Annotated in this window: 13 protein-coding genes and 1 tRNA gene; 9 read left to right on the top strand and 5 right to left on the bottom strand. The window is 64.1% G+C overall.

All coding sequences use genetic code 11. The annotated features are described in order from the left end of the window. Position 1 precedes the first annotated feature (1 nt). Both N7E70_RS12510 and N7E70_RS12505 read left to right on the top strand, forming a co-directional pair. On the top strand, positions 2–1,039 hold the full coding sequence (locus N7E70_RS12510) for an ABC transporter ATP-binding protein (RefSeq protein ID WP_263006544.1): 1,038 nt from the start codon (positions 2–4) through the stop codon (positions 1,037–1,039). Further along, positions 1,032–1,844: an ATP-binding cassette domain-containing protein gene (locus N7E70_RS12505; RefSeq protein WP_263006543.1), complete on the top strand. Its 813-nt coding sequence runs from the start codon at positions 1,032–1,034 to the stop codon at positions 1,842–1,844. Before N7E70_RS12510 ends, N7E70_RS12505 begins: the two co-directional genes overlap by 8 nt. 130 nt (positions 1,845–1,974) lie before the next feature. On the opposite strand, the gene N7E70_RS12500 is transcribed toward N7E70_RS12505, so the two are convergent. From N7E70_RS12500 to N7E70_RS12490, 3 genes are all read right to left on the bottom strand, one after another. After that, entirely contained in the window at positions 1,975–2,934 is a 960-nt protein-coding gene (locus N7E70_RS12500; protein WP_263006542.1) for a GlxA family transcriptional regulator, read from the bottom strand. Positions 2,935–2,965: 31 nt separating this feature from the next. Beyond that, complete coding sequence (locus N7E70_RS12495) at positions 2,966–4,132, bottom strand: MFS transporter (RefSeq protein WP_263006541.1); 1,167 nt, start codon at positions 4,130–4,132, stop codon at positions 2,966–2,968. 174 nt (positions 4,133–4,306) lie between these two features. After that, entirely contained in the window at positions 4,307–5,467 is a 1,161-nt protein-coding gene (locus N7E70_RS12490) for a DUF930 domain-containing protein (RefSeq protein ID WP_263006540.1), read from the bottom strand. A 106-nt stretch (positions 5,468–5,573) separates the two neighbouring features. On the opposite strand from N7E70_RS12490, the gene N7E70_RS12485 reads away from it, so the two are divergent. From N7E70_RS12485 to N7E70_RS30915, 6 genes are all read left to right on the top strand, one after another. After that, entirely contained in the window at positions 5,574–5,876 is a 303-nt protein-coding gene (locus tag N7E70_RS12485) for a hypothetical protein (RefSeq protein WP_263006539.1), read from the top strand. A gap of 417 nt (positions 5,877–6,293) precedes the next feature. Beyond that, positions 6,294–7,433 (top strand): efflux RND transporter periplasmic adaptor subunit, encoded by a 1,140-nt coding sequence (locus N7E70_RS12480; RefSeq protein ID WP_263006538.1) that lies wholly within the window; start codon positions 6,294–6,296, stop codon positions 7,431–7,433. After that, positions 7,430–9,073, top strand: coding sequence for an FAD-dependent monooxygenase (locus tag N7E70_RS12475; RefSeq protein WP_263006537.1), 1,644 nt, complete (start codon positions 7,430–7,432; stop codon positions 9,071–9,073). Before N7E70_RS12480 ends, N7E70_RS12475 begins: the two co-directional genes overlap by 4 nt. Beyond that, on the top strand, positions 9,070–12,177 hold the full coding sequence (locus N7E70_RS12470) for an efflux RND transporter permease subunit (protein WP_263006536.1): 3,108 nt from the start codon (positions 9,070–9,072) through the stop codon (positions 12,175–12,177). The genes N7E70_RS12475 and N7E70_RS12470 overlap by 4 nt, the downstream gene beginning before the upstream one ends. Positions 12,178–12,267: 90 nt before the next feature. Continuing rightward, positions 12,268–12,684: a hypothetical protein gene (locus N7E70_RS12465; protein ID WP_263006535.1), complete on the top strand. Its 417-nt coding sequence runs from the start codon at positions 12,268–12,270 to the stop codon at positions 12,682–12,684. Positions 12,685–12,718: 34 nt separating this feature from the next. Then, positions 12,719–13,432: a hypothetical protein gene (locus N7E70_RS30915; protein WP_442866511.1), complete on the top strand. Its 714-nt coding sequence runs from the start codon at positions 12,719–12,721 to the stop codon at positions 13,430–13,432. Between the two features lie 153 nt (positions 13,433–13,585). Here N7E70_RS30915 and N7E70_RS12455 read toward each other — a convergent pair whose 3' ends face one another. Together N7E70_RS12455 and N7E70_RS12450 are read right to left on the bottom strand one after the other, a co-directional pair. Beyond that, positions 13,586–15,091, bottom strand: coding sequence for a winged helix-turn-helix domain-containing protein (locus N7E70_RS12455; protein ID WP_263006534.1), 1,506 nt, complete (start codon positions 15,089–15,091; stop codon positions 13,586–13,588). A gap of 284 nt (positions 15,092–15,375) precedes the next feature. Further along, positions 15,376–15,451: transfer RNA gene (locus N7E70_RS12450), tRNA-Ile, on the bottom strand. A 136-nt stretch (positions 15,452–15,587) separates the two neighbouring features. Here N7E70_RS12450 and N7E70_RS12445 point away from each other — a divergent pair. After that, positions 15,588–16,301: an SIMPL domain-containing protein gene (locus tag N7E70_RS12445; protein ID WP_115731300.1), complete on the top strand. Its 714-nt coding sequence runs from the start codon at positions 15,588–15,590 to the stop codon at positions 16,299–16,301. The last annotated feature ends 175 nt before the right edge of the window (positions 16,302–16,476 follow it).

Below are 16,476 nucleotides of genomic sequence, written 5' to 3'. Positions count from 1 at the left end.
GATGACCCAGCCTCTCCTGTCTATCCGCGACCTGCACCTTAGAATGTCCAGCTTCGACGGCCGGGCGCATGTGCTGAACGGCATCAACCTCACCGTCAAGCGGGGCGAAATCTGGGGTCTCGTCGGCGAAAGCGGCTGCGGCAAGTCGCTGACCGGCCTGTCGGTCTCGCGCCTGCAGCCGACGCCTCCGGCGCACTACACCGCCGGCGAGATTCTGCTCGAAGGCCAGGACCTGCTCAAGCTCAGCCAGACTGAGATGCAGCGCCTGCGCGGTAAGCGCATCGGCATGATCTTCCAGGATCCGACGACCAACCTCAACCCGGCCTTCCGCATCGGCGAGCAGCTCGTCGACGTGGCGCTGGCCGCCGCCGAACGCGATCCTGACGTCATCGGCTGTGCGGCCAAAGCCGGCCGGCGCGAACGCCGCCAGGCCGCGCGCAAGCTGGCCGGCGAGATGCTCACCCGCGTCGGCATCCCCAATGCTCTCGCGCGCCTCGACGACTATCCGCACCAGTTTTCCGGCGGCATGCGCCAGCGCGTGCTGATCGCCATGGCGCTGATCGGCCGCCCCGACCTTTTGATCGCCGACGAGCCGACGACGGCCCTCGACGTGTCGGTCCAGGCGCAGATCCTCGAACTGATCAAGAACAGCGTCAAAGACTTCGACATGGGCGTCGTGCTCATCACCCACAATCTCGGCGTCGTCGCCCAGACATGCAGCCACGTTGCGGTCATGTATGCCGGAAACATCGTCGAAAGCGGGCCGGTCGCGGCCGTCATCGGCAATCCCGTCCATCCCTACACACGCGCATTGATGTCGGCGATCCCGACGCGCGAGACCAAACGCGGCGAGCTTCGCGGCCTGGCGGGCTCGGTGCCGAACCTGATCACGCCGCCGCCGGGCTGCCGCTTCGCACCGCGCTGCCAGTTTGCCCAACCCGCCTGCACAACGGCCATGCCACCGCTGGTGTCGGTCGGCGACAGCCATGCCGCCGCCTGCATCCGCGTCAACGAAATGGAGGCGCTCGTCGATGACTGAGATCATGCTTGAGATCGACAATGTCTCGAAGATCTACCCGGGGCGTCGCGGGATCTTTGGCACGTCGCCGGAAGTCCATGCGCTGAAGAACGTGTCGCTCAGCGTGCGCAAGGGCGAGAGTTTTGGTCTCGTAGGCGAAAGCGGCTCGGGCAAGACAACGCTGACGCGCTCCATCCTGCATCTGGAAACGCCGACATCTGGCAGTATCCGCGTACAGGGCCAGGACCTGGGCAAACTTTCCGACGCCGAACTGCGCCGCCTGCGCTCGCGCGTCCAGATCGTTTTCCAGGACCCCTATGCCTCGCTCAACCCGCGTATGTCGGTCTACGACATCGTCACCGAGCCGCTGGTCATCCACCACGAGACCCTTGGCCTGACCAACAGACAGCGCAGCGACCGCGCCGCGGAACTGCTTTCGCTCGTCGGCATGGGCCCGCAGCACCTGCACCGCTATCCGCACGAATTCTCCGGCGGCCAGCGCCAGCGCATCTGCATCGCACGCGCCCTTGCCTCAGGCCCGGAGCTTCTGCTGCTCGACGAGCCGACCTCGGCGCTCGACGTCTCGGTGCAGGCGCAGGTTCTCAATCTCCTGTGCGAGCTTCAGGATCGCCTCGGCCTGACCTACTTCTTCATCAGCCACGACCTCGCCGTCGTGCGTTATCTCTGCGACCGGGTGGCGCTGATCAACCGCGGCGAACTTGTCGAACAGGGCGACTGCGCCGAGATTTTCGACGCCCCGAAAAGCGAGTACGCCCGCATGCTGATCGGCGCTATGCCGGAGGTGAAGGTGCCGGAGACTGCCTGAGTGATCACGGAATATCCGCAGTTCGAAAGAAATGCCGACGGTTCGGCCTGACTACGCCCGGCCAATACACGCCAGCGGTGGCCCGTGGGCTCCAATAGGCACCCAATCGAAATATACCGATGTTACAGCTTCACAGCGCCGGCGATCGACGGGAGGCTTCCGTCGGCGACAGGCCGGTCATCTTACGGAACACCCGGCTGAAGTGCCCGGCATTGGCGAAGCCGGACTGGAACGCCACATCGCCGACCGGATTCTTGCCGGAGCTCAACAGGCGGGTGGCCAGGCTAATGCGCAGCTTCAGATAGGCGCGCGCGGGGCTGGTTCCGAGCTGACTGGCGAAATCGCGGTCGAGCTGCCGGGTGGACACGCCGACCGACCGGGCTACGTCGACGATCGCAAGCGGTTCCTGGAGGTTGCTTTCCATCACCAGCAAGGCCCTGCGTACCGAAAGCGTCTTCGCCTCGGGGAAAAGCTCGAGATTGGGCTGCACGGCATCGGCATCCCTGACCCTGTCGAGCAGCAAGATGCGCGACGCCTTGGCGGCCGACTGCTCGCCGATGACCCCTGAGACCAGATGGGCCGCGAGGTCTGCGGCGCCTGCCCCGCCCGAGCATGTCGCCCTGTTGCCATCGACGATGAAAAGCCGGTCGCAGGAAGCGTCGACGTCGGGGAAACGGGAGCGGAAATCCTCGATGTGGAACCAGCTCACCGAAGCCCTGTGGCCGTCGAGCAAGCCCATCTCGGCAAGTACGAAGCTGCCGGTGCACAGGGCACCAACGGGAACGCACTTTCTTGCCGCGCTTTCGACGAAGCGCTCGGCCGATGCCGGCAGCGAGTTTTTCCGCCCGAGCAGCCCGCCGACCACAAGGATGTTGTCGTAATCCTCAGGCCGGAGGGCCGGTGCGGTCGGCATCAGCTCGATGCCGGAACTCGCCCGGATGGGCAGCCCCAGCTCGCCGATGATCTGCCAGTCGAAGGCCGCACGTCGGCTGCGGTCACCCTCATCCCCGGCCAGCCGGAGCGTGTCGACGAACAACGACAGCGGCGACAGCGTAAAGTCGCGGGCGAGGACGAATGCGAAGCGCTTCATGCCGGCATAGTCGACCGAAAATTCCGACTTTTCAAACTCCGATGGCTGGTCTCCCCTGCTTGCTTCCGGCGCGCCAGGAAGCAATCAGGCTCGCCGCTACGGCAATGGCCGCGAGGATGGCGCCTGTCCACGGCAAGGCCGCTGCGGAACCTCGATCGAGCGCCAGCCCGCCGATCGCGGTGCCAAGAGCCACGCCGACATGCATCGCCGACAGGTTGAGGCTGACGCCGGCTTCCGCGGTCTCAGGCCCCGCGCTGATCAGGAAGCTCTGCACCACTGGCGAGATCATCCAGCTAATGCAGGCCCAGACCATCATCAGGCCGAGGAACGCCATCGGCATGGAAGAGACGGCCGGAATGGCAAGCTGGACCGCCAGATAGGCAAGCGGGACGACAAGGATCGCGGCACGCGGCGTGACGACGTCCGTCAGCCAGCCGCCGAGATAGCCGCCGCTGACGCCGGCCACGCCAAAGGCCACGAAGATGGGTACGAGCGTGTCGTCGTCGAAGCCGACCGCGTCGACTGCATAAGGTGCGAGATAGGCAAACAGGACGAAGTGACCACCTATCATCAGGATCGACACCAGCTGCCCGGACAAAAGCCGCAGCGACCCGACATGGCGACGATAGCCCGCCATGTCGCGCGGCCCTCTGCTTGAAACAGGCAGCAATAGCTGGCAGAGCGCAAGAATCAACAAGGCCAGCAACGCCAGCGCCAAGAACACGATGCGCCAGCCAAACAGGCCGCTGATCAACATTCCGGCGGGCACACCCAGCACCATCGACCCGCTGATTCCCATGAAGATCAGGCCGATTGCCCGTCCGCGCCTGTCGGGCCCGGCGAGCTCGGTCGCCAGCATGGTGGCCACGAGACAGGCGGTGGCGCTTGCCGCTGCCATGGCGATGCGTGCTGCAAACAGCACCGCGATGCCAGGACTCAAGGCTGCAGCCAGATTGCTCAGAACGAACGCCGCCAAGGCGAAAACGAGGATCGTCCTGCGCTCCATGCGCCGGGTCAGCACAAGCGCTGCCGGCGCTGCGAGCGCAAAGGTCAACGAGAAGACGGCCGTCAGCTGACCGGCAAGCCCAAGCGAAACGCCAAGGCCCAAGGCGACATCGGGCAGAATGCCGATGACGATGTTTTCGGCCGTGCCGGTGGCGAACGTCGCCAGTGCCAATAGAAAGATTCGAGGGTCCATATTCTGCCTTCCGATCATGACTGCGCCATGCCGGAAGGAGAAAACCGCCCCGACACAGCACGTGCTTGCCGGGTTTCGAGGCTGAGCTTCGGTTATCCCTCTAGCAGCTTGATATCACGCAATGGCGCTGCAGCGGAAGGGCAGCGCAGCACCAAGGCCAAGATCGGGAGCCGCCTAGTTGCGTGCGGGGAGCCCCAGCCGCGCCCACTCGCCGGGCGGGATCGTCGCGCCGACGCGGAAGGACAAGGACCGGATCGTTGTCGCCTCGGCATCGACCTCGCATCGGAAGCTCAACGCGTGCCATGCCGTGCGCGTGCGGAAGGCCGCCTCCGGAACGTCGAGCACATTGCCGCGCCTGAGCGGGACGAGAGGCACAAGGTCGGGAGAATAGGAAGCGTCGACCAGTCGCCGTTGCAGCGCGCTGGCGCAGAGTTGGGCAGCCCGCTTGTCACGAGGCAAGCCGGCCATCGCCGTCGTGCTCAGTGCAGCACCGGTAGCGCCTTGCGATTGCGGCCTTCGAACCCCCGGCAATCCCGAAAAGGGCTGCGAGGCGGCAGCGTTCGCATTGCCGGAGGCTGGGGCCCTGGCCTTGCCGCTTCCAGGTTTAGGGATCTGCGCAAGACTGGGTTTCGGCGTATTTGCGGGCCTGGGCTCAGGCGCCGTGGCCATGGCGGGCAGCACGATCTCGCCGTCATTGCCGATGGCGCCCAGCGGCGCTGGCGCCGACGCTGCCTGCGTGTCGGCACCCTCCGTCAGTCCCTCCTGCTTGTCTGCTTCCTGCTTGCCATTGTTCTGGTTTGGAGCTGGCTCGCTCTCCGCGTCCTGAACCACCCCGGAATCCTTTGCAGCCGCCGCCTGCTTTGCGGCGTCATCGGCTGCATCGAGCCGTTCCTCGGAAGGCGCCTTCACAGTCTCGTCCTTTGCCGGGGACGGCGCGGTGTCTTGGACGCTGCCGCTCTCCGGAGACTTGCCGGAACCGGCATCCTTGTCTCCGAACCTGAAGACAGGCTTCAGAACCTCGACTTGCGCCGGCTTGGACGGCGATGTCTCCGGCGCCGGCGACGGCTTCGGCTCCGCAGGCTTTTCGGCTTCGGCCTTCGCGGGAGGCGGAGGAGCCGGTTTCGGCATCGGCTGTGCTGGCGGCGGCACGAGAGTGACGTTTACCGCCTCCTCCTGCTGCTGTTCAGGAAGCCTCGGCTGGCTGTAGGCCAGCATCACCGCGATCAGAAACCCATGCAGAATCAGCGATGCGGGCCAGGCCCACAGCAAATCCCGACGCAGGTTTCTTGCCTCATCCGACATGCCGAGCGATGTGCAGTGAAATATTGGCGGCATCAAGCATGATCGTCGGCATCACGCAAATTATCAGTCGGAAAGGCAGCGGGCGCTCAATTGGCTTGGCAGACCTGGCTGGGCAGGATTGCTAGGCTCGGCAAGCTGCTTGGCGTACGTCCGCGAATACATGCACCAATGGTTTTGCAGTGCAGATTTTGACCTGGCCGGCATGCTCAAGTCGCTGACTTCGCGGACGTCACTGATCCTTGCCCAGCACAGCACCCACAAGGAAACCGACTGCAGCGTCGAAGAGCGCACTGCCATCCTGCAGGCTCTGCGTTCACGTCAACCAACGGCCAGTGCGGCAGCCATCGTCCAACATCTGCGGCAGGTGTTCGAGTGGGCCAACCTAAGCCAGACAACGCGCACCAAGCGGGATCTGCGTGAGGTCCTCTCGCGCTACGCATGACGCCAACACCGGCGTGTATACAGCTTGCCGACCCTGCCCTGCGCATGGAGGACTTTCAGAAAGCGCACAATGCCGCCTGGGAGCTTCGCGCTTCAGAAAGCACCGGATCGCCCGTATCTAACTCAGCCTCGCGGCCGGCCTGGCTCCAGTTGCCGACGGGTGCTCTTGTAGGCCGTCCTGCTGATTGCCGGATCATAGTTCCAAATGCCTATCGCCTTTTTCCTTGAGCTGGCCAACGAGGAAGCGAAGAGGGCGTCTCCCCCCAAAACATCGGAAATTTCTCAGAAACCACTCGGGATTTGCCGGGCTCTCTGATGGCATCTGAAGCCATGCCGGGCTGAAGGCTCGGCGCATCGCCGCGAATGCAGGTCCTGGGTGACCTGCGATGGCAGAGTTCAGATTGTCATGGAGAAGAACATGCATCGGGCATTCTTACGCCTGGCGAGGACGCATAGCCTCATCGCCCTTTCGTCCGCCATGATCGGCGCGACCTGTCTCGGCTTCATCGCCTGGCAGCAGACCGCCAGCGCCGGGGCGACGGCTGCCCCCAGCCATCCTGAGATAAAGCTGGTGCGCGTGACGACGGTGTCGCTGCGGTCCATCCCTGACGAGCGTCGTGCGATCGGCGACATCCGCCCGCGCCGCGAGAGCGATCTCGGCTTTCGCGTATCTGGAAAGCTGGCGATACGTAGCGTTGATGTCGGCGCCACGGTGAAAAAGGGCCAAACACTCGCTCGCATCGAGGATCAGGATTATCGCAACCGGCTGCTCAGCGCGAAGGCAGACAAGGCAGCGGCCGAAGCCGTATTGGTCGAGGCGCAGGCCTCCGAGCGCCGCATCAAGACTTTGCTCGACAAGGGCTACACCACCCGCGCCGAACATGACGCGACGCTGAAGAACCTGCGCTCGGCCGAGGCCAAATTGGAGTCGGCGAAAATCGCACTGGCGTTGGCCGCCGATCAACTCGCCTACACCGAGCTTCATGCCGATTTCGACGGCATCGTCACGGCGACTGCATCGGAAGTCGGCCAGATCGTCAGCACCGGCCAGATGGTCGTCCGCCTCGCCGATCCCAAGGCGAAGGATGCGGTGTTCTCGATCGCCGAGGCGAACTTCGCCAATACCGCGCAAAGCAATGACATCCCGGCGATCACCGTGTCTCTGCTCAGCAATCCGGTCCTGACGGCCACAGGCAGACTGCGCGAGGTCGCGCCGGTCGCCGACGCTGCCACCAGGACCTACCAGGTCAAGGTTTCGCTCGAGGGCGCACCCGAGGCTATGCGCTTCGGCGCCAGCGTCGACGGCAGCATCGAAGCCAGCAGCGCGCCAGTCGCCGTGCTGCCCGGCAGCGCGCTGTTCGACAAGGACGGCAAGCCTTCCGTCTGGGTGATCGGCGCGGGATCGCAAGTCGAACTCAGGCCCATCGTCGTCGCCCGCTATGAGGCCGACCGGGTGATCGTCGCCGGAGGCCTTGCCGCGGGCGAGGTCGTCGTCACCGCCGGCGTGAACCGGCTTCGCGAAAACCAGAAAGTCCGTTTCGAAAGAGAAGAAAAATGATCGTCCAAAACACTCAGGTTCTGATCGTCGGCGCCGGTCCGACCGGCCTCACGCTTGGCCTGTGGCTGACCCGCCTCGGCGTCGCCGTGCGCATCATCGACAAGAGCGCCGGCCCCGGCGGCACGTCGCGGGCTCTGGCAGTTCAAGCGCGCACGCTGGAGTTCCATCGCCAGATCGGCATCGTTGACGAGGTGCTGGAGGCCGGCGTCAAGATCGAACAGCTGACTGTACGCACCCCGGCGGGCGTGGCCGCCCGGCTTCCGCTCGCCACTTTTGGCACGGGTAAGACCGCCTACCCGTTTGCCTTCGCACTGCCGCAGGACATTCACGAGCGCGTCCTTATCCGCAGTCTCGAGCGCGAGGGCGTCGAGGTCGAGCGTCATACCGAGCTGGTCAGCTTCCAGGACGGCGCCAACGGCGTCACCGCCAAGCTTCGCAAGGGTGGCGTCAGCGAGTTCGTGCGCGCCGATTACCTGACCGGCGCCGATGGTGCCCACAGCGCGGTGCGCCATATGCTGGGCATCGGCTTTCCGGGCGGTGCCTACGACCAGTCATTCTACGTCGCCGACGTCGAGGGTACCGGCGAGGTGACCCGCAACGGCATGGACACCACCGTCTCGACCTATGGATTCGCCATTGTCATGCCGGTGCGCCAGTCAGGTTCGTTGCGACTGATCGGGGTCGTGCCGAAAGAGCATGAGGCCAAGACCGGTATCACCTTCGACACGATCCGCTCCGAAGTCGAACGCGACACCGGCATAAAGGTCAATTCGGTGAACTGGTTCTCGACCTACCGTGTGTACCATCGCGTCGCTGACAAGTTCCGTGATGGGCGGGCGTTTATCCTCGGCGATGCCGGCCATGTCCACAGCCCGGCCGGCGGCCAGGGCATGAACACCGGCATGGGCGACGCGGTGAACCTCGCCTGGAAGCTCGCAGCCGTGCTGCAGGGCCGTGCCGGTGAAAAGCTGCTTGATACCTACGAGCCGGAGCGCATCGCCTTCGCGCGGCTGCTCATCGACGGAACCGACCAGGCGTTCAAGATGGCAACCAGCCGTTCGAAGGCCGTCGGTCTGTTCCGCCAGCATCTCATGCCAAAGCTGCTGCGGCTGCTGCTGGCGACCAACACCGGCAAGCGCGCCTTTTTCGGCATGATCTCGCAGACGCGCATCGAGTACCGAAACAGTGCAATCAGCATCGGAGAGGCGGGCAAGATCAAGGCCGGCGACCGGTTGCCCTATGTCGAAGGCAGTGACGGCGACAACTTCGCGCCGCTCGCCTCGCTCGACTGGCAGGTGCACGTTCATGGGCGCCCCAGCCTGCAGTTCCAGGCCGAGTTGGCGCGCATTGGCTTTCCGCTGCATGTCTTCGACTGGACCGCCCATGCCAGGCGGGCGGGCTTCGCCCGCGACGCCGTCTATCTGGTACGGCCGGACGGGCACATTGCCGCCGCGACAGGGCCAGACGGCGTTCGCGTGCTGAACTACATCGCCCAGCTTGGCCTGCATCCGCGTTACGCCGCCGACCATACGAAACCGGATGCCGACGGCCCCTCGAAAGAAATCGTGTTCATCGCCGACCGGATCGACCTGCTGCGCAACCAGCAGCGCGTCCACACCATCCAGGGAGCAGACCGATGACCTCGTTCAACCTGTCCGAATGGGCGCTGCGCAACAAGAGCCTGGTCGTCTACCTGATGATCGCGGCGGCGATCGCTGGCCTGTTCTCCTACTTCAGCCTCGGGCGGGAGGAGGACCCGGCCTTCACCATCAAGACAATGGTGATCAAGACCACGTGGCCAGGCGCCACCACCACCGACACGGTCGAGCAGATCACGGACCGCCTCGAGAAGAAGCTCGAGGAAATTCCGAACCTCGACCACGTCAAGAGCTACACCAAGCCCGGCGAATCCGTCGTGTTCGTCAACCTCAAGGACACGGTTGCGGCAGACGAGGTGCAGCCGCTCTGGTACCAGGTGCGCAAGAAGATGGACGACATCAAGTCGACCATGCCTTCGGGCGTGCAGGGGCCTTTCTACAATGACGAGTTCGGCGACACCTTTTCGCTGATCTATGCGCTGACCTCGGATGGCCTCAGCCATCGCGAATTGAAGGATTTGGCCGCCAGCCTGCGCGCCAATTTTCTCGAGGTGCCGGACGTTGCCAAGGTCGAGTTGATCGGCCAGCAGGACGAAAAAATCTATCTCGAATTCTCGACCGCAAAAGTCGCCGCCCTCGGCCTCGACGTCGGCTCACTGTCGCAGGTGCTGCAGGCGCAGAATGCGCTCACTCCATCCGGCACAGTGGACGCCGGACCGGAGCGCATCGCCATCCGCGTCTCGGGTGCATTCACCTCGGAGGCAAGCCTCAAGGCCATCAACCTTTATGCCAACGGCCAGTTCTTCCGCCTCGGCGACGTCGCCGAAGTGAAGCGCACCTATGCCGATCCGCCACAGCCGATGTTCCGCTTCAACGGCATGCCGGCAATCGGCATCGCGGTCTCCATGACGAGCGGCAGCGACGCTCTGGCGCTCGGCAAGAACGTCAAGCAGAAGGTGACCGAGCTGTCGTCGGAGCTGCCGGTCGGCGTCGATTTGAGCCTGGTCGCCGACCAGTCTCAAGTCGTCGAAGAATCGGTCGGCGAGTTCACCAAGAGCCTCGGCGAGGCCATCGCCATCGTGCTGGCGGTGAGCTTCTTCGGGCTTGGCTGGCGGCCCGGCGTCGTCGTGGCGATCGCCATACCGCTCGTACTCGCCATTACCTTCGTTGCCATGGAGTGTTCGGGCATCTCGCTGCAGCGCATCTCGCTGGGCGCACTGATCATCGCGCTCGGCCTGCTGGTAGATGACGCCATGATCGCGGTCGAAATGATGATCTCGAAGATGGAGCAAGGTGCCGACAGGGTCACGGCCGCCACCTATGCCTACAGCTCGACCGCGTTCCCGATGCTCACAGGAACGCTGGTGACGATCGCCGGTTTCGTGCCAGTCGGTTTCGCCAAAAGTGGCGCCGGTGAATACTGCTTCTCATTGTTTGCCGTCGTCGGTATTGCGCTGGTCGTGTCCTGGGTGGTGGCAGTCCTGTTCACGCCACTGATGGGCGTCGCCATCCTGCCGGCGACGATGGCCAGGCAAGCAGAGCATGGCTCTTCACGCTTCGGCCGGGCCTTCAAGGCCGTGCTCGACATGGCCATGCGTGCAAAGTGGGTCGTGCTTTCCGCCACAGCCGGCCTGTTGGCGCTGGCCGTCGTCTGCATGAGTTTCGTGCCGCAGGAGTTCTTCCCGAAATCGGATCGGCCCGAGGTCATGGTCGACCTGACCTTGCCGCGTACCGCGTCGATCAAGGCAACCGAGGAACTGGTGGGCCGTGTCGAGGAAATCCTCAAGACCGATCCCGGCATCGACCACTGGAGCTTCTACATCGGTCAAGGCGCGATCCGTTTCTATCTGCCGCTCGACACCCAACTCGCCAACGACTTCTTCGCCCAGGCGGTGGTCGTCACCAAGGGGCACGAGGAGCGGGCACATGTCATCAAACGGCTGGAGCAGGCTTTCGCCACCGGCATCGACGATGTCATGACCCGCGTCACGCCGCTTGAAATGGGACCGCCGGTCGGCTGGCCGCTGAAGTTCCGCGTCAGCGGCCCGGACCAGGACAAGACCCGCGCCTATGCCTTGGAATTTGCCCAGGTGCTCGGCGGCAACGCTCAGGTACGCAACATCAACTATGACTGGAACGAGCCGGCCAAGGTGATCAAGGTCGAGGTCGACCAGGACCGCGCCCGCGCGCTCGGCCTGTCCTCGCAGCAGCTCGCCGATTCGATCAACTCGATCCTGTCAGGGTCGAAGATCACCCAGATGCGCGACGCAACCTGGCTGGTCGACGTCGTGGCGCGTGCCGTGCCGGAGGAGCGGGCCAACATCGAGACGCTGCGTTCGCTGACGCTCAGTGCCTCGGGCGGTCGCCGCATCCCGCTCGACCAGGTGGCGACGCTGTCCTACGAGATCGAGCCGCCGCTGGTGTGGCGCCGTGGCCGCGTGCCGACGGTGACCGTGCAGGCCGACGTCGCGCCAGGCGTCGAGCCGGCCGCGGTGGCCGAACAACTGGATGGCGCCATCGCCGCTTTCAAGGCGGAGCTGCCGGCCGGCTACGACGTCCAGCTTGGCGGGGTGATGGAGGACAGCGCCAAGTCGCAGGCCAGCATCTTCGTGGTGTTCCCGCTGATGCTGTTCCTGATGACCACGGTGCTCATGGTGCAGCTCATGAGCTTCCAGCGCCTGGTGCTGGTGTTCATGACCGCGCCGCTGGCCCTGATCGGTGTCGCTGGGGCACTGCTGCTTTCCGGTTCGCCCATGGGCTTCGTCGCGATCCTTGGCGTGCTGTCGCTGACCGGCATGGTGATCCGCAACTCGGTGATCCTGATCACGCAGATCGACCGGCACATCGCCGACGGCGAGGAGCCGTGGGCGGCGGTGATCAGCGCCACCGAACACCGGTTGCGGCCGATCCTGCTCACCGCGGCGGCCGCGATCTTCGGCATGATCCCGATCGCGCCAACGGTGTTCTGGGGACCGATGGCCTATGCCGTGATGGGCGGACTGGTCGTGGCAACCGTGCTGACGCTGGTCTTCCTGCCGACGCTCTACGTCGCCTGGTTCCGCATCAAGGCGCCGGCGAGGCGGGCTGCCGAGCCGATGGCGGATCACGCGACACAATTCGCGGAACCGGCCCCGTCCGCCGCCTGAGAGGCACCTGCCCTGAAGACACTCCCCGCGGCGGCGCTCCGCCGCGGCCACACGTCCCGCATTCCGCAACATTCGAAGGATTACGGACCCATGACCACGTTCAGAAATCCCGTCATCCGGGGCAATGCCCTGTTCCTGATTCTCGCCTCCGCGGGTGGATTGGTTACCGACATCGCTGGCTCTTTTTTCGGGCACGGCGCCGAGGCGACGCTTCTCGCAGGCTCACCCGGTGCCGGCATCGGCTTCATCGAAGCGCATGGGCTGGCGCTTATCATCGGCATAGCCGCCTGGCGTTCAGCCTACGCGCGCCAATGGCATCTCGGTCTGGCAGCTGTTCATGCACTGTTCGCAGGCGTCAACCTGCTGTTCTGGCAGTATTTCGTCGCCATTGGCCTGCTCGGCTACGCCACCACGATCCTGCACGTCACTTTGATTGTCGCACACTCCATCGCGCTGGCGATCCCGGTTCATGCCCCCAGGCATCTCGTCACCGACGCGCGCAATTGATCCCCATCCTCAAATCAAACCTCAGGAGAATCTCATGTCCACCAGAACCATCCAGTACCTCTTGGCATCCGTTTTCCTCATCCTGGGCGGCTGGTGCCTCGTTTCGCCATCGACCGTGCTCGACCTGGCGATCCGGCCCGAATACCAGTCCGATTCGCCGATCGTGCCGATCCTCGTCGCCGCATTCGGCGCGCAGGCGATCATTGCCGGCACGTTTGCACTGTTCGCGAAATTCACCCGCGCAACCTTCGCTGCCTATGCGATCGTGTTGCTGCCTTTTTTCGCCTTCGACTACTGGTTTTATGCCGTTGAGCCGATGCTGACGCCGATCGGTTTGCTCGATGCCGTTGGCAATGTCGTGATGCTGGCGCTGTGTTATCTCGGTTGGCGTTCCGCCGCAACGCAGCCGGAGGTGGCCCAGCGTCGCTGGGGTGACGGTCTGAAGCGCATGTCCGTCGCCGGCGGCATCGGGCTCGCCCTGCTGGCCGCGGATTTCACCGACATCGCGCCGGTTCCGGCCTTCGTTGGCAAGGCGGAAGCACGTGTCGGCCAGCCCTGGACCCCGGCCAGCGGCGCCGGCGTTGCGCGGCGCACGACCCGCCGTGTCATCCGTCGCTCGACGATCTTCGTCGCGACGCTGCCGCCGGCCTGCACACGTACCTCGATCGAAGGCGTCACCGTGTGGCGCTGCGGCAGCACGTACTACCAGCCGTATCGCGGCCGTTACGTCGTCGTCACCGTCAAATGAAATGGGGAACATACGCGCCGGCCACCTCCGGCTACGGGCCGCGTAGCGATGCTATCTGCACTTTGCCTGGCTGGGCTCGACCACCCGCTGCTCGGCATTGGCCTGTGCTGGTTGGCGAAGCCTTTGCAGGCGGCGCGAGTGAGGACAGGCGCTTCAGCCCGCCGATTGGAGCGCCAGCATAACGCCTTCTTCGAAGTGTTGTGCATCGGCGAGATGCTCGAACGGCACCCCGCCCTTGGCGTAGTCGACGGGCGAAAATTCTGGCCCATCGACATTGATCGATGCCGCGTGCCGGCGCGCCGCCGCCATGTCGCCAAGCTGGGCGTAGCAAGCGGCAAGGCGCGTCCTGATCCAGGGCGTGGGACGGGTCGATTGCTCCAGCACGTCGGCGGCGGCGCGGTATTCGCCGATCAGATAGAGCGCCAGAGAGCGGTCGTACTGGTACCAGTAGGGTTGCAAGGGATCGATGCGCACGGCGCGCGCCAGCCAGCCCAGTGCGTCCATCGGACGGCCGCGCATGGTGAGCAGAAAGCCCATCTGCTCGATGCACTCCGCATCATAAGGATTGAGTTCCAGCGCGATGCGCAGATGGTGTTCGGCCGCCTCATGCTGCCGCAGGTAAAGCCGACACAGCGACTGAATCCGGCGGCATTCGGCCTGATCCGGCGAAAGAGCCGCACCTTTGTCCGCCAAGTCGCGCGCCGCCGTGAGCGTCTCTACGCTGACCGAGCCGAATTCGCCGTAGAGCGCACGCGACAAGGCAAGGTAAGTATAGGCTAACCCGTAGGCCGGGTCTTTGGCTATTGCCGCCTCGAACAAGGCTTCGGCATTCTTCAGGTCGCTCTGCGCCGGGTCCCGGAGCAAGGAGACACCGCGCAACGTCAGTTCGTATGCGGCAAGGCTGGTGACCGGCTTGCGCGAGGTCTTCTGCAAGCCGGCATTGTAGACCCGCGTGACGAGGCGGCCCACGATCTCCTCGATGATGTCCTGTTGAATGGCGAACAGGCCTTCGTCGCGCGCCTGATAACGATCGCCCCACAATTGGCTGGCCGTCGCGACGTCGATCAGGTTCACCGTCGCAAGGAACCTGTCATCCTGACGCCGCACCGAACCTTCGATCAGGAAATCGGCACCGATGCGAGCGCGTATTTCAGTCCATTCCGAGTGGGCGTAGGAGGCGAAGGAGAAACTTGAATTGCGTGCCAGCACCGTCACGGCACGAAAGCGTGCGAGGCCGTTGATGATGTCTTCCGCAAAACCGTCGATAAGCACATCGTCGACTTGGTCGCCGCCTTCGTTGCGAAAACGCAATACGGCCACGACCGGCTGGCTGCCAATTTCCGGCGCGGTTTCTGCTTCGGCGGCCAGCATGTAGCCACGCTTCGAAACCGTGCGCACCAAGTCGTTGCCGATCGCCTTGCGGATCTCGCGGATCGATTGGGTAAGCGAATCTTCGGTGACGAAGACACCCGGCCACACCACGTCCATCAATTCGATTTTCGGCACGATCCGGCCCATGTTGCGGGCGAGATGCGTCAAGAGCCCGTAAGCTTTGGGTCGCAGGAAAATCGCCTCGCTGCCCCGCCGCAGCATCCCTCTCTCGAGGTCAAGCTCGAAGGCGGCAAATCGAAAGAGCTGATTTTCCACGTCTTGGGCCATTGTCACGGCTCGGGTCGGAGACTATCGCCATCACCTATGGCCCTTGCCGGCGGCAAAGTCATTGCAATTTTCGCCGGCATCCATTCCTTCGACCGCCGCCGGTACAGTACCCGGGGCTGCTCCCTGCGTTATTCGGCCGGAGCCGCACCCGAAAGGGATCGGCAGGGTCCGCTCGATTGGCATCCTTAGGGGTGAAGGAATAGCCGGAATCCCGTTTGCCTAGGATACCCGCGCTCCAGTGCAGTTTTTGGTTTCCACTCAGACTCGAAAACGGACAAAGATTTTGGTGGGCCCGGAGGGACTCGAACCCCCAACCAAGCGGTTATGAGCCGCCGGCTCTAACCATTGAGCTACAGGCCCCACACGCGGGCTGGATAGTCAGTTTTGCGCGCTGGCACAAGCCATCTTCGCGCATCTGTTGCGCGCTGCCGCAATCCACCCATAATCCGCCCCTATCTGACACTCCTGAAGGGCTCAGGACAACGGAGATTATATTATGAATCGCAAATACATGGCGCTGGCACTTGCAGCAGCACTGACGCTTCCTGCGGCTGCCGCCCGCGCCGACAACGAACCGTCGCCGCGCATCGTCGTGACGGGCGAAGGCGAAGCGTCGGTGGCGCCGGATCTGGCGCTCTTGTCGCTGTCGGTGATGCGCGAGGCCAAGACCGCGCGCGAGGCACTCGACGCCAACAACGACGCCATGGCCGCAGTGATCGCCGCGATGAAGGCAGCCGGCGTCGCCGACCGCGACCTGCAGACGGCCGGAATTCAGATCCAACCACGCTATAACTACACCAACAAGCCGGACGGCTCGCAGGATGCCGAACTTGTCGCCTACCAGGTGATCAACACCCTGTCGGTGCGCGTTCGCGACATCGCCAAGACCGGCGAGATCCTCGACAAGGCCGTCTCTCTCGGCGTCAACCAGGGCGGCGGCATCAGCTTTACCAACGAGAAGCCGGAAGGTGTCATCACCGAGGCGCGCAAGCTTGCGGTGGCCGACGCCATCGCCAAGGCCAAGGTCCTGGCCGAGGCGGCAGGCGTCAAGGTCGGCAAGGTGCTCGAGATCACCGACCAGTCCTATGCCCCGCCGCCCATGCCGATGCAGGCCAAGTCGTTCGACCGCGCCGCCGGCGCCGCGCCTGTCGAGGCCGGCGAAAACGCCTACCGCGTCCAGGTCAACGTCACCTTCGAACTGAAGAACTGACGGGCGACCAAATCCGGAATAGCTCTGCCGCGCATGAAACAGCGCGGCAGAACTCATCCAGATCGCTGGCAAGTTGGTTCGACAACGATCAGCCGCTCAAGACAATGAAAAACCCCGGAGGCCAGGCCTCCGGGGTTTTGTTTGGAGCCACCGCCCTTCCCCGAGGGGAAAAGGG

Source organism: Aminobacter sp. NyZ550, from assembly GCF_025628925.2.
Lineage (GTDB): Bacteria > Pseudomonadota > Alphaproteobacteria > Rhizobiales > Rhizobiaceae > Aminobacter > Aminobacter ciceronei.
Note: the sequence above shows the minus strand (reverse complement) of the source record. Positions and strands in the feature narration are given on the sequence as shown.

Coding starts and splice junctions, on each gene's coding strand:
- N7E70_RS12505 (WP_263006543.1), top strand. CDS start 1,032: ATGACTGAGATCATGCTTGAGATCGACAATGTCTCGAAGATCTACCCG.
- N7E70_RS12475 (WP_263006537.1), top strand. CDS start 7,430: ATGATCGTCCAAAACACTCAGGTTCTGATCGTCGGCGCCGGTCCGACC.
- N7E70_RS12465 (WP_263006535.1), top strand. CDS start 12,268: ATGACCACGTTCAGAAATCCCGTCATCCGGGGCAATGCCCTGTTCCTG.
- N7E70_RS30915 (WP_442866511.1), top strand. CDS start 12,719: ATGTCCACCAGAACCATCCAGTACCTCTTGGCATCCGTTTTCCTCATC.
- N7E70_RS12490 (WP_263006540.1), bottom strand. CDS start 5,467: ATGCCGCCAATATTTCACTGCACATCGCTCGGCATGTCGGATGAGGCA.
- N7E70_RS12480 (WP_263006538.1), top strand. CDS start 6,294: ATGCATCGGGCATTCTTACGCCTGGCGAGGACGCATAGCCTCATCGCC.
- N7E70_RS12500 (WP_263006542.1), bottom strand. CDS start 2,934: ATGAAGCGCTTCGCATTCGTCCTCGCCCGCGACTTTACGCTGTCGCCG.
- N7E70_RS12455 (WP_263006534.1), bottom strand. CDS start 15,091: ATGGCCCAAGACGTGGAAAATCAGCTCTTTCGATTTGCCGCCTTCGAG.
- N7E70_RS12495 (WP_263006541.1), bottom strand. CDS start 4,132: ATGGACCCTCGAATCTTTCTATTGGCACTGGCGACGTTCGCCACCGGC.
- N7E70_RS12445 (WP_115731300.1), top strand. CDS start 15,588: ATGAATCGCAAATACATGGCGCTGGCACTTGCAGCAGCACTGACGCTT.
- N7E70_RS12470 (WP_263006536.1), top strand. CDS start 9,070: ATGACCTCGTTCAACCTGTCCGAATGGGCGCTGCGCAACAAGAGCCTG.
- N7E70_RS12510 (WP_263006544.1), top strand. CDS start 2: ATGACCCAGCCTCTCCTGTCTATCCGCGACCTGCACCTTAGAATGTCC.